The organism is uncultured Fibrobacter sp. (assembly GCF_946062555.1).
Taxonomy (GTDB): domain Bacteria; phylum Fibrobacterota; class Fibrobacteria; order Fibrobacterales; family Fibrobacteraceae; genus Fibrobacter.
In genome coordinates this window covers 1-15,044 of record NZ_CAMGVQ010000012.1, presented here as the reverse complement: position 1 = coordinate 15,044, position 15,044 = coordinate 1, and the positions used below count along the sequence as shown (strand labels likewise).

Below are 15,044 nucleotides of genomic sequence, written 5' to 3'. Positions count from 1 at the left end.
TTAAATATGAAACGAATATTATTCTTCTTATTTGTTGTTGTAAACTTTGCTTGGTCCATTCCCAAGCCGATGGAAAGTATTACAAATTACAATGTCATGATGCTTCATGGTGCCTTAGGATCGGACAAGGGAATTAAGGAGAAAAATTCTTTAGCAGAAGCTTCTAAGGATTCTAGTTTTCGTGGCGGTGGTCACATTGGTAAATATGATAGCGAAAATAGACTAACCTATTGGTTGAGTAAAAATGTTTTTGAAGAACCAGATAGCATGCGAAATGTGCACGATTCCTATCTTTATTCATGGCGTTCATTCACGAATCCTGCCAATAGTTCCAAGAACAACGCTGTGGAGCTTGGTGATAGGACTTGGAATAGGGGTCAGAAATTTGGAGGTCGTCGAGCACTTGTTGAAGAAGCCCAAGAAGTGAAGGCTGTTTACGACACATTACGAGGGCAAACTGCTCTTGAAATTATCCGCAAAGACCCTGATCTCTACCGCCAACTTGCTTCTCGTTACATTCTTATCGGTCACAGCATGGGCGGTGTCGTCTCTCGTGAATGGGTTCAAAACAGTAATTATTATTATGGTGAAGTAGATAAGGTGATTACACTTGATTCTCCGCACGAAGGCACTGGAGCCCTAAACATGCAATTGGCTATGCAGCTGATTGATTGCGATGGCGGTGATGGCTGTTATTTTAATGAAACTAATGCAGCTACGCTTATTGGCGAGGGGATTGGTAACTGGGTGCCTATGACTGCTGCGATGGCTATTGCTGCGGCTATTTTGTCTAAAGATTGGACGACTTCTGAAATTGCTTTATATGGATTAATTGCCTCTCTTGGTTTGGGGCGTATGAATTATGTTCTTGGCGGACTTATTGAAGCCGCTTTAGAAAATTATAGGCCTAATGATCCTTTGGTTCATTATGTAGATCCTAATTATGCTGGTGAAAATATCAACGTGTTAAAGACGAAGGAAAATAAACCGGATTCATTGCCGATGTTCCGTCTTTTAGCTATGGATCATAGCATGACTTTTACAGACCCAGATAAGGGTTTCAGGTCTGCGTTGAGTGTTTTTATTCCAGATGCATTATCGGTCCCATTTATAAATGTTATAAGTCAATTATCTTCAGATGATGGTTTTGGCGTGAATTATGTGAATGCGTTTACAGGATTGTATTTGGGCTTTCTTGGTGGAGTGAATGTTCAAGGAAAGGGATCCTCGCTGGTGGAAACGGACATTGGCCTTGCAAGGCATACAACAATGCTTATTGATCCTGCTGTAGATGTAAAGCGTAATGTGCAGAATGCCGCGTATATGGCTTCAAGTATGGATGCTTCAATTATAATGGGGACAACCGCTGCGATGGCTGTTGGAATGTTTGCGGCGGAGTTTATCATATATTATCCGGTTAAGATAGCTCTTAAAGCTGCAATACCTGCTGTCGCGGCAGCGGTTTTGTTACCAACATCGCTAGAAGCATTTGGGTTTGGCATTTCGGATTTGATAAATTCGCACAATATGTCCATGGAAACACGTTTTAAGGATTGGATGTTGAATGATTCCGTTCATGTTTACGAAGACTTCCTCTACGAAAAACCTTTCGTGAACTTGCTTCTTGGCGATGCACATACTTTAGAAATGGTAGACAATGATACGACAAACGGAAAAATTGCGACCGCAAAACTGAACAAGTCGTGTTTCTACATAGGAAATAGGGATTCGGCAAAATGTGTAGTGGGCTTCTTTGGGGATTCTGTTCAGAATACATCTGTGTCGGAGAATGTGTCTGTTTCCAAACTCGAACCCTTGAAATTCCATTCCTCGCAGGACTGGAATGAATTTGGTGTGAAGGTCGATCGTTGGGAGAAAGTTCCCGGTCTTACTTCAAGTGGAACGCAAAATGATACATTGGTCCCCATTCGCCATGTTGAACGTTACAAGTTGCCGAAAATCGTGGCGACCGATTACATCCATAGATATTCTTTTGTTGTGGACGACTTGATGCCTCACCGTCTGCGCGAAATAACCATGAATTTCAATTTCCAGACGGAAATAAAATGGGTGTGTAATGTCAAAATAGACCCGAAGTTGGATACGGCCTGTACCGTTTATGCCGACAAGAACGATGGCAATGGGCTTCAACAAATCGGCAAGGTCCCGCATCCGGTAGAGAAAAATGGTGATTTTATCTTTGTTCCTGCCAATTTGCCGGATCAAGCGTTCAAGAACCTAGCCTATTTCCAGAAAGATAACCAGAATGCAGTTACCATCAGTACAGTGAATAAGATTGGGCTCAGCAATACGCAAAGGTTCTTCTATCTGGCGAAGATGACTGAGGATCTATACGAAGCCAAGTGGCCCTTGCCGAACATTGTTGTTACGGGAGTTGACAACTTTAAATTGACTGCAAGTACCCTTGATTATCAAGGATTCCGTATAGACTCTTTAAGCACGGACTTCATGTTTGTAGATACCGCGTTTACCAAGGACTCCGCTGTTGTTGCCAACGCTAGATTTACGGAACTTTGCATGGGCTTCTCTTCCGACGGCAAAGGCGCTACGCTAACATCGGCACAGAAAAACTCAAATGTTCCCGAAGGGCATTATATCTGGAAAATCAATATTTCCGTGGCCAACGATTCCGATTACAGCGTTGTTCCCTATATCGTACCTTTCTCTGTTGACCGTACTCCGCCGCAGGTGTCCCTTTCCAGGGAAAGCGGCAGGCTGAATCCCAATCGAACCAATATTTTGGCCCGAGTTGTTAATGTTGATTCTATGCTGGATATTCGTGCCATGCGGGCATATATCAGTAAATGGAATGGGAGCCGTTTTGAGTTCCATGCCAAGCTTCCTTCGCTTTATGATGTTTCCAATCCAAATTTTGCGATTTTCCGCGACAGTAGCATCCGCCTTGACGATGGCAAGTATCGTTTGAATATTTTTGCGATTGACCGGGCTCTTCCCGACTATGATGCATATGAAAAAGTCGCTGGACTGGTCAATAAGATTGTTGCCGGTAACGATACGGAAAGTGACTGGAACAGTATTGAGTCGCTAGCCCTGAACAAGACCCGTGATTTTGTAGAGTTCTATGTGGATACGACCCCTCCTGTTTTTACGTTCAGCAATGTTCGTGCCGAAAGGTCTAATTCTGAGCCGTCGCCATTTACTTTGCCTCAAAAGGTAGATACCCTCTTGTATATCGGTGCCGATGACAGATTGAAGATGTCTTATAACGTCAAGGAAAATAATATTGATAGCGCCAGTGTGGTTAAGCTCTATTATTCGTTCATGCATTGGCCTGATAGCTCTGCTGCCGATCGTATGGGAGACTCCGTAACGATAATTTCTGCCAATGGTTATAATGGGGACTGGCTAGAAAACGACCATATGCTCATTTCGGATGGCGATTATAGAATTAAGGTGACTGCGGTAGATGGGGCTGATAACGAGTCCGAAAAGAAATACGATAAGGTCGTACGCGTTGATAGGATTTCGCCCAATATTGAAACCTTGGTCTCGACAAAACTTGTTTATCCAAAGGACGAAACCTCATTTGGCGCAAAACTTGTCGTGAATGAAAAGCATGATGCCGCTGAAAACCGCACTGGGTTCCGTTGTTATAGTCGCGTAAGGGGCGCGGAAAAGACTAGTGCTTGGAAATATATCGACAAAGCGTTTGTTGATGATACGGTTCGCTTTGAAATCATGGCGTCCGATGTAGATACAACTACTGGAAAACGTTATCTGGAAGTAGGTTGTGCAGATGCCGCTGGCAATATAAGCTATATGACAGATTTGTTCTATGTGGGAACACAATATTCTGAAATTACATCTCCTACAGATACGACAAAAGGGCTTGACGGAGCTATTCTTGCAATCAAGGGCGTCGCTGCCGCGCCCAGTGCCAAGTATGAGACTATGGCGCGTTATGAACTTTCGTACAAGTGTCTTGATACAGGCTGTGATAATTCATGGCATACGGAGGGGATCTCTAGAAGGGATTCCAATAGGACTCAGCCTATAGAGGGGGTTTTGGGCTTCTGGAATCGAAAGGCTCTCAGCGGAAATTACATGCTGAAATTGGACATGATTCCCTGCGATACATGTGCTATATTGTCCGACTCGACAAAAATATATTTGGAAACCTACGTGCCGGATTCATCTGACCCGCTGATGAATTTGCAGGTGCAAGACACCGTGTATGTTGATTCGATAAAATCTAAGATTTTGTATTCTATGCAGGGGGATAACCTGTCCAATTACAGTGTCCGGGTCTATGGCTATGACGCGAAGGGTGTTGCCTTGTTCGATGCCGGCACGAACCGTATCAAGGGAAATCCGTTCTATGGGAATCCGGTGGATGAGACTAGAGCGCAGGGCATATGGTTCTACGGTGATTCTGTGAGGTGGACTTTGAAGTGGAAAGGACTGAAGGCTGATTCGCTAGTCTTGCGCTATGATTCTACTTCTACAGTGATTTCTTGTGTTGCGGCTAATAAATGTGAAAAAAGGCTAGATTCCAGTAGTTCAGTAACATCGCCGTCTTTGCTAGATTCGTTAATATCTCCCATTCCTGAAATGAATCCGATTGTGAATGCGAATGCTATGATGATTTTGACGGGAGAATCAGGAAATGTGACCATTCAAAGTAATTCGGCATTTTCTGTGAATCAGGCGATAGATACGCTGACGGTGCTTCCTGTTTATTTTGGTTCGCGTTCCGAGAGCGGTTTCCCTGGGGCTGTGCCTGTGTATTCCTGGTCGGTGGATCGAGAAAACTATATGTTCAAAAAGGAATGGAATGGCCTGAGTGATGCAGGAACGTATCCGGCAGAAGGGTTCGCGACAATCTATGCGGAAGCCGTTGAAAAACAGGCTGTCGGGAGTGCTCGCGTATTCCTAGATTCTGCAAAAGTGTTTCTTGCTTTGCCCGGCTTGAAGGTTGTTTTGCCGTCAGACACCTTGCCTCCGTTCAAACTTTTTAAATTGCCGAAAACAGTAAGCGCACTGCCGGATAGCGTATCCTATGTGGTTGGGAAACTTTTTAAATTGCCGAAAACAGTAAGCGCATTGCCGGATAGCGTATCCTATGTGGTGGGGAAAATGTCTGCCGATTACGGAATCCGTGGGCGTAAAGCCTATGTGAATGCGTATGTCACAGCGCCGGATGGAAACAAGATTGATGTTTTTAAAAATGAACTGAAAAATGCCGGGCCAAATAATGCAGCCTATACACTTGTATGGAACGGAATGAAGGAAAAGGATCATCCTGTAACGAATACGGGGACTTATACGCTGACAATCAAGGCGGTGGAGGCGTATCCTGTAGATGCAAGGAATGTGCAGGTGGATTCTGTTGTAGTCCCGTTTGAACTTGTTGTCGCCAATAATCTGAATCCCGTAGAGTTGAAAAACGAAAATTCTAATGGGCTGTGGTTCAACATTCGTGAGGCTGTGGACGACACGATGCATAAAGGTGAAAAACGCTATGAGCCGATTGCCGATTATCTGGTGACGGCGGATGTGTCGGGCTACTACCTTCCTGAGAAGTACCAAAAGCCTTACGAACTTAAATCAACAATTACAGGAACGCAAAATGCGATTGGATTTAAGCCGGAACGTTTCAGTCTCGGAATCAAGAGGCAGAGAGAACGGCTGGATTTGGTCTTTGTATACAAATATGATAGATGGATTCAGGCTGCTTCTGATAAGCTATGTAAACCGGATGATTTAAGAAATGAACCATATATAGGTGTAGATATGATTACTTTTTCTACACAGAAAAAAGATGCTTTGATTGAAGTTGAATATAATAGTGCAGACAATTATGGATATCATTATGACTCATCTTCACATATTGAAATGTATGTTTTGCTATACAAGGATTGGGTGAGCTATAGGGAAACTAATGAGTGGAATTTTGAAGCCTATGAAGAATTGAAAAAAAAGGCTGTATGGATGTTGACAGACATTTCTGCAGACTCATCAAATTATATTCCAAAGCCTGAATACGGTGGTTATATGTTGTTCGACCCTAAAAATATTGGGACATGCGAACCGGATACATTCAATGAAAATGGTAACGAAAAGCAATGCCAATGTGATCCAACGAGTGGGTGTAGAAAAGGTAAGTCCAATGACTATAATCCGAATGAAAATCTTTTTAAGGTGGAATTAATTGGAGATATATTACATAACAATTTCTTTGGAAATGAGGGACTTATAAACTCCGAACATTGTAGTACAATAAAGTATAAAACAATTAAATTTTCCATAAAACTCACAATTCCCGATTCCTATTGGAATGCTGGCTTTGGTTATGATAACTTGGTGAACCGAACAATCCGATTTGACGGAACCAATAAGAGCATTTATAATACTGGTACAAGCGGTTATATGGCTGCATTACAGAGTAATATCATCGAAAATCCCACTATTCTTGACGCTGCTGTCAAAAACCGTGCGAACAATTTCTTTGATGGCGATAAGTGGACTTTTGACAAATCCTATGGCAAACTGACTCCATATGAGACTCAACATCTTCCTTTCTTTGGTGCAGACTCTTTACCGGGTGCAATAAACACGTTCTTATTCCCTGATGAAACGCCTACTTACAGGTATCCTTCCTATTATGAAGTGAAATTTTATAATGATGATTCCGAAAATTGGAATATGAGACATTTTGTTGCTATGGTTCATGGTTATCAGAATGGATCCCCTGTAAAGTATTTTTGGAATAGTATTGTAAAGGAACCCTTGAGAACGCCTTTGCTGGATCATGGTTCTGTTGATTTCTATGTTTCTTTAAACAAATCCTACGGTGCACAAATTGCGGATACAATCAAGTATGTAATTCCGAATCCGGCACCAAGACCAAACGTATGGAAGGATTCTGTAAAAAATGATTCTGTTAAATTTTATGCAATGGGATCCAAGGTCCACTATTACCCTGGTGACTTTAGTGATGAATCATGGGCTAATCTGTATTTGATTTCTCCAGATAACAATGGCTATTTTAGAAATCTTATGAATTTCAAGCCAATTGACCAAATTGATGATCCTGTAAGTTTCTATTCCTTTGCATATTGGAAACCGGACTCGCTTTTGACTTTGGGTATAGATAGTTCTAAGATGAACGATTCTACGAATTTTTCGACTACAGTTTCTTTCGACAAAGATAAGTATAATTCTGTAAAGCACGCTTTTTATGTTACGCCTTTTGGCTTGCCGGTAAATGCTAGTGCTGGGATGAAGTACGGCTATACTTTCCCGGATTCTGTTCACTGGGTCTATTCAAACGATACACTATATTACAATGCAGATTCGTTAAGAAAAACGCTTGTGTATAGGCGAACCAAGGCGTCTCCGATTTCAGAACTTCCATCGCCAGTAGATTCGACTATTCTATCGGTTGAAGATTTGGTGAGGTATGGCGACTCAGGCCAAAATAGAGTTGCCCTTATGAACGGAGAGTGGTTCAAGGAACGACGAATTGGCTCTGCGGAATTGACTCACTTGGATGGTAGTGAACATTCGCATTTCATCGTGGACATGGAGGATCCTTTAGCTAATAATCTTACTGTCCATTACAGGGATTCTGTTTTGTTAAAACGTCCTCATGAGTATGTAGAGATGGTTGGCCGTCTAACTTCTGGAATAAATTATGATATTTCCTATTTGAAAGATTCTGTATTCCATTACATTGGTTCCTTTACAGGAACTGGCAAGAGCGAACATCTGAAATGGTTCGATATGAACCATTTGCAGGGGAATACTTCGTTTATTCTTACATGGGGTGGCTCGAATGGTTCCTCCAATATGAATTATGCCCAATATGACTTGAATGTGGGTACTCCAGTGGGAACTTCTGACGATAAAACTGTAAAATCTCTATTTGGTGAGGTCTCGGTCTCGTTTGGTCCTGGTGCTATGGACGCGTTACGGGATGTGACTGTTCGTACGACTTCAGCCGAAGAACACCAGTTTGATGTTTTCAATAATGCTGCGTTGACGGGGCCGATAATTGAAGTTCTGCCATCGATGGAATTTACTGATAGCACAAAATATCCTCGAATCCAGATGAAACTTTCCAGGAAGGAAATAGAACAGGCTGGGCTTACGCCGGACAGGGTACGGCTATACAAGGTGGATTTCAAGAATGGACAGTTTGTGCCCCTTTCTCATGTCTTATATGGTTATTTGAATGATGAGGGAAAGGCTGCTGTAAGTGGTGCAAATGCGGACAGCGCCACTTGTGAAAGTTGGGATGATTCCGGTTGTTATGATGAAAACAACTGGGCGTATATGCTGATTTCCGGTGAAACTGCCACGTTCTCTGTCTTTGCGGCCTTGGATTCCGTGAAGGCTTCTACGAAGATTCTTACTATGGAGGTTTTGCCGGAAGTGGCAGTGACTCTGGAACGAGAAATTCGTGTCGTTGGGTCTGCTGATTTTGACTTGTATTTGGATAGTGCGTTGTCGCGGAAGCTTGCATGGCGAAAGGATTCGCTTGGGCGTGTGATGGTGACTCTTCCGAATCAGGATTCCACCTATATCTATGGTGTTGCCAAGAATGCTTCCGGTGATGAGGGCTTTGATCGTCCGGTGAAGGCTTTGGCTGTCGTTGTTCCACCGAATCTTGTGTGCAATATTCCACTGGATACATTATGGTTGGGCTTGGATAACGGATATATGGAACTTTATCCGAATTGTAATCAGCCTGGTTTAGGAGTGTTTACCTTATATAAAGGTACGAAGGGTGTTGCAAACAAGAAAGGAAACTTGCAAGATACTCTACGATTTGATGGTGAATATGGTGGATTGAAAATAAGGGATGGTGTTTATGCGTCTCGTTATGAAGCAAGTTCGTTAGTTTCTACGCAAGCCCAATTTGTTGGACCAGTTGTCATTACAGACTCTGCGCGACCGATTATAACTGAAGATAGGCTGGAAGAATCTTCGAATGCTATTGATCGTCACTTTGATATTTCGTTCAATGTCGCTGATGACGAATCTGGCATATATAGTGTTAAATTGTGTTGGATTCTTGGCCAAGATACGTTAGGGACAACCTCTGTACTTCCGGATTCTTTGGGTAATGTGTCTGTATCGAAGATCATTTCTCGTTATGCAATGGATAAGTGTTTGGGTTGCAATTTGACTGCATCTATTGAGGTTCAGGATTATGGTCATAATTTGGCTACACGGAGACTTGTTTCCGAGGAATTGTGGCCGTATCCTATGGGAATTGCCCTTTGGTATCCTGCATCGGAAGGCTCTGGCAAAACGGCAAAGGAAAGAATCGGTACCGGACATCATTTGAATCTTTCCATGTTCCGTCCATGGCTTTCTGGAAGTGGCTTGTACTTCTATCATCCTGGCGATAGCGCTGTTGGTGTGGGAAGGGTGGATCTTGGTACGAGTAGCGAATACTCTATGGAAGCTCGAGTGAGTCCGGGCAATGCCCAAGATACTCTCTGGCGTCGGGTAATGGGATTCGTGGGAACTTCCGGCATGAAGATTGAAGTCCAGAACCAGGGAAGGAACTTACGCCTTGTCGAGAATAATAGAATATGGACATTGCGTGGATACTTGCCATCAAATGCATGGTCACATGTTGTTGTAGCCGTAGATTCTCAAGATGTTCGATTCTACATTGATGGGGCTATGGTAAAACGCATGCCGGCATTACCTATGGAACGGGAATTCTATGGCACGTTCTCCATGGGTGAACTGGTGAGCAAGAATTTTGTCGGGCATGTTGCTGATGTCCGGTTCTATACGAAGGCTTTGAATGGAGATGAAGTCCTTGCCTTGACTCTGCCCATAACGGATGAGGGTGATACTACAGAAATTCACACAATAATTGTTCTTGGGAACGAAATGGAAGGTGTTGGCAGACAGTTCTCCTGTGCCGTCTCAGGAAACGGCTACTTTGTCGGAAGTGATGCTGGAACGGGTCTGAATATGTCTGTCGATATTCCAGCGTCTGCGGACTACAAGGCAATCGTGTATGCCCGCTCTGCAATAAAGACTAGTGCAGTGATTAAAATCGGTGCGCAGGGTGCTACAACGTATTCCGGTTCCGTTAAACTTGAAAATACTTGGAGACCTGTGGAAATCGCAAATGTAAAGATTCCGCTGAATTCCGGCATGCAAAGGATTACGTTGAATGTTCCTGATGGAGTTCAAATTGCGGGCATCGCATTCACCAATGGTGATGAAGTGAAGCCTTCGCAAATTTCTTGGAAGTCTAATAGCGGAATTGCTGGTAATGAAACAGTTGTTGTGCAAAAGGTGAAATCTTCTGTGCGTTTTGAAGGATATCCTTCTGACAAGACTATGATTCGTCCCCGAATCCGTTTGAAGAATATTTCATCTGAAACGATAAATGGATTCAAGGTCCGTTATTACTTCCGCGGAGAATCGCCGGAGTCAGTCAATGCCGATGCCTACTTCCCGGGGGACTCCCTTGGCCTGGTTGTTAGTGCTGAAGGCTATAATACTGGTTACGTGGAGTGGGCCTTTGATACAACGCGTATCTTGCCTGGCGGGCGCCCATACTTTGGTGATGGTCCCCTTATGGGCATATACAATGATGGAAATGTCCCGTGGTATGCTGAAGATGATCCGTCTTATGTTCTTCCTGGAATGGCGGCCACAGATGTCGATGGTTTTATAGATGATTTCGGCATCGTTGTTCTTGATTCGGAGAACAATCTGATTGGCGGCCATTGCGTAGAAATGGAGGATCCTATAGAAGCCACGCCTCCATCCGTTCGAGTCTTTGCTGCTGATATGCGCGATGACCAAACTAGGGCTAGTGAGATTGCTTTGAAACTGGAGAATCTGGGTGGTGCGTCGTTACGCAAGTATGATGTCCGTTACTACTTCCTTGTTGAAGAAGGTTTGCAGCCGATTTTTGATATCAACTATCAGCCTTTGTTTGTTGATGGTGCAGAGATGGTTGCTCTTGGCAACAGTCGCTATCAGGTGAACGTACATGTTGGCGATGTTTCCTTGGCTCCGCATAATGTGTGGGCAGACGAATTCAAGTTTGCCATTCATGTAGGAAACTGGGACCCGTTGTGGAATGCGTCCGATGACCCGTCTCATGAAGGGCTTACAAAGTCCTATGTTGTGACATCGAAAATATGTGTTTATGATTCTACGGGCAAGAAAATTTATGGTGAAGATCCTGTCTGGGAAGAACCGAAAATCGTTGCGCCTCGCGACAATCGGGATTCTTTGGTTGCCGATTATGGCTACGATTCTGGAATATCGATTCCTGTGATTCGCACTCCCGAGGGATTGATTCTTTCTCTTGACGGTTATCCGTATGTTCTACTCGACTTGGTCTATGCGAATGGTGCTCCAATCCGCAGAATCTATTCCGGCACGGTAATGCCGGGTGAACAGTTTATTGCTGTGGATTGGATGGGGATTGACTTGAGTCATACATATCTCGTCCTGCGAAAGAATTCGCAGATTGTTTCGACTAAACTTTTATCTAATTTATAACGGAGCTTGATTATGAAAAAGATTGTACAAATTTTATTGACCGCCTTTACCGCGACAAATTGCTTTGCTCTTGACATCAATGCCGTATTCGATAATCAAAAGAAGGCTGCCTTTCCAGATACGGCGGAAATCATTATGCAGACTACAGTGGCATTGCCGGGAATGGCTTCTCAGACCGTAAGGACGTCAATGCTGACTGCTGGTGGTGACAAGTCTATCACGACGGTTAAGTCGCAGATGATGAACATGCAAATCGTGAAAAATGGAGATATAATCCGTGTGACAGATTTGAAAACTGGAAAAAGTTTGCCAAGTCAAAGCGGATTACAGAACGAGCCTACGGATATCACTTCGCAAATGGGAAAACCCGAAGATTATAGGACCCCTGTAAAGGAAAATGGTCTTTGGAAAATTGTTCCTAAAGATGATTCTAAGCCTGTTTTTTTCTATTCAGACAAGAAACGCCGTGTTGTGAAAATGATTGCCAAGATTCCTATGAATGCTCTTGGTGGTGTCGCTACTGCGGAAACAGAATATAAATATTGTGATAATAGCTGTCTGCTACCGGGGACACTTTCCGGTGTGGAAATAAAAACGCTGATGCCTAATGCTCAGGTGTCTAATGTGAAGGTTGATGTTCTTTCGGCAAAGCGTCGTAGCAATCTTCCAACAGCTTTGTTTAATATAAAATAACAAAAGGAGATAATATGAAACAAATTCTTCTGGGAATAGCTTTGTTTGGTTTGTTGGCTTGCTCCAGCGACGAAGGCTCGTCCATTGCCCCTGTTCAGGAACCGGTGACTGTAAACTGGTCCTTGAGCGGAACATTTGGTGGAGGGAAAGTTGATTCTGTAAATGTGGATACCCATGTTAATGGTCTGGTTTCTCGTTCTGGCTCTTCTAAAGTCCATGTGAATGGCTATGACACGGCTTATTTTGAAAATACCGTCCAATTGACGCATTTGCAGAATATGACCCATGTTACTGCATCCATAGATGCAGAAGGTTACTTCACATTTGATAATATGGAATTATTTGGGCTGCGTGATGGAACGAATTCTGTTAGAATTATTCCGAGTGCGAAGCCCAATGTTGTCTTAAAACCAGAATCATTTGTTCTATATTCGAATCGATAGAACTGCGTTATAGTATTAGATTGGCTTATAACAAAAGACCCCGGTTCATCACCGAGGCCTTTTCTTTTCGCGTTTCAGTAGTCGGCGGAACCGCGATTATTCACTAATCACTGTCTACGGCCTACTGTCTACTTCCTACTTCCTGTAGCTTTCCATCGCTTCCACGTTCACGCTCTTCACGAAGTTGTAGTGCTTGATGACTTCGCCCTTGTAGTTCGGGTCCACGATTTCCTTCTTTTATATGGAAGGGGGAGGTTTCCCCCTCGCTCCTGTTTCGCCAGGCTTAAGGCTGCGTAAAGGCTGGTGAGCCTGCCGAACCCATCCGCTACCCCTTCTAGCGGGTGCTCAGACGCCGCACCTGCAAAACCATGCAAGGCGAGTGCCGCAGCCATGCTCGCATGGCTATGGCCGAGCCGCAGGGGTTTCTGTAACGCCCGGCTTGCCCTGCTTCCTAAGCGATTCTTACAAAAATATAGGCGTATTGCAATAAATTTGTAAATTTTCACAAACAATTGCTTAGGGCTTATGAAATAATGTAATTTATTTTTCGCGAAGTAGCGTAAAAATTTCTAAGGAGTATGTATGGCCTATCCTGTACCCACGGACTGGACTGTTTCTGGAACTCTCAACAAGAATGGGGTTCCGTTTTCTGAGGGTAAGGTTTACGCCGACAACTTGAATAACGGCCAATTTGAGCAAATAGCTGAATCGGGTATTTCCGCCGACGGCTCCTTTACGTTGACTTACTCTCGTGGAAATTTTCAGAATGGCGACGAATCGCTTGAATTTCCTACTATTCGGATTCGTGTAGAAGATTATCAGGGCAATAATCTCTGGACCTCCAATACTTATAGGGAACCAAGTTCTGCATTGAAGGTGGGGGCGTTTGATATCTTGAAATCTCCCGACCAGAACGGTGACTGTCGCATTTTTGGAACGGTAAAGAATGAGCAGGGCAACATCCTTGCGAATATAAAGATAATTGCCTATTGCTTGCATTTTGTCGATACCTCTGTTGACGGTGAAGCCCCCTCGGGATATTTTGAAAAAATAATTTTGGGTGAAACTTTTTCTGGTTCTGATGGTAAATATGAGAGACGATATAGTTCTTCTTTGTTGCCGGTAGGCCTTTTGCTTGATTCAAAGGAGGATTACGGAAAAAACAAGGTGTCTCTTTATGCGGAAGCCTATGAGGAAAAGGATGGAAAATATTATCACAAATCGACCGAGCACCTTGTTTTCAACGGAAAAACAGAACAAGAGATAAACTTCACCCTAAAGTCGCAACAGGAAAGCTTTGAGTGTGAGTATGCGAAGCTTGATTCCATGCTTCGCGTGTATAGGAATACGGTTGATTCTTGGTGCACAGCACCGGTAAATAACACGAAAAAAATCAATGCTATTAACGCTTTCTTGAACTCCAATACGGTGTTCCCTCTCGTTGCGGGGCGAGAAAGGGTTGTTGAAAGTAAGGTGCTGGCTTATTTCAGAGCCTACAGCATGCTTCTGCAGCTGCAAAATCGTTATCCTGATGATTACGGCAGTCTGGAATTAGAGACGGAAAACAGTTGGTTTGAAATTTTCTTTGCATTGGCTTTGAGAGAAGGCGTCTCTACACTCTACAAATTGACCAAGGTTAAGCCAACTATTATTCAAAAAACATTATTCGGTGCCGTATCCGACGGGCTGATTTGCCCTGTTGACACCTCGCTTATTTTGAACCTGTGGCAAAGGTTGGTGAATGGCGGAACATTGCGAAGCGCGGAAGACGAAGACGACAAGAACGATTCCCTTACCATAAGCCAGTTACTCAGTCTCTACATCAAAAAAAACTTAAGTATAGAATATCCCGAAGACGGCGAAGTTACAGATGATGAAGAAAATTTCGAAGAAGAACAAAAGGCAAAAGAATTACCGTACTATGTTGCCGTAGAAAATTTTGACGACGAGGACTCTGCGAGCGAAGGCGGAGAAGTAGCCAACGAAAATGAAGGTGAAGAACCTGATAATGAGCCTTCTTTAGATGAGGAAAACCAAGAAGAATCTCAAGAAGCTCTTAAATCGGCAAACCAGATTCTTTACGAAGAATTACTTGATGCCTACTATAGCGTGGGAGCTGATGTTGATGCGTTCTTTGAACTGCTGCAAGAAAATGTTTTGCCCGAAATGATTGAGCAAACTGAAAGTGACTCTCCTGCTGAACCGGGTGATGCAGAAGGTGAAACTGAATCGGGAAACGAGGAATATGATGCTCAAATTGATTTAGATATAAATTTGCTCGCCCCGCAAGTAATTGATGTTCCTCATTTGACGCAGAATGAAATTTCTAAGTTGAAAGCTGTTTTCGATCTCAATGATTTCTTTGAAAAATTT

At 43.3% G+C, this 15,044-nt stretch carries 3 protein-coding genes and 1 pseudogene; all 4 read left to right on the top strand.

What is annotated here, in order from left to right; translation table 11 throughout:
• Positions 1–6: 6 nt before the first annotated feature.
• Positions 7–11,535 carry a LamG-like jellyroll fold domain-containing protein gene (locus tag Q0P86_RS05195; protein WP_295037838.1) on the top strand — a complete coding sequence of 3,843 codons (11,529 nt, stop codon included), beginning with the start codon at positions 7–9 and terminating at the stop codon, positions 11,533–11,535.
• Between the two features lie 12 nt (positions 11,536–11,547).
• Positions 11,548–12,228, top strand: coding sequence for a hypothetical protein (locus tag Q0P86_RS05190; protein ID WP_295037836.1), 681 nt, complete (start codon positions 11,548–11,550; stop codon positions 12,226–12,228).
• Positions 12,229–12,242: 14 nt separating this feature from the next.
• On the top strand, positions 12,243–12,671 hold the full coding sequence (locus Q0P86_RS05185; RefSeq protein ID WP_295037834.1) for a hypothetical protein: 429 nt from the start codon (positions 12,243–12,245) through the stop codon (positions 12,669–12,671).
• Between the two features lie 582 nt (positions 12,672–13,253).
• A pseudogene (locus Q0P86_RS05180) lies at positions 13,254–15,044 on the top strand (hypothetical protein); the annotation flags it as partial.

What these genes read in the sequence shown, in the direction of transcription:
- Q0P86_RS05195 (WP_295037838.1), top strand. Translation starts at nt 7, where the DNA reads ATGAAACGAATATTATTCTTCTTATTTGTTGTTGTAAACTTTGCTTGG.
- Q0P86_RS05190 (WP_295037836.1), top strand. Translation starts at nt 11,548, where the DNA reads ATGAAAAAGATTGTACAAATTTTATTGACCGCCTTTACCGCGACAAAT.
- Q0P86_RS05185 (WP_295037834.1), top strand. Translation starts at nt 12,243, where the DNA reads ATGAAACAAATTCTTCTGGGAATAGCTTTGTTTGGTTTGTTGGCTTGC.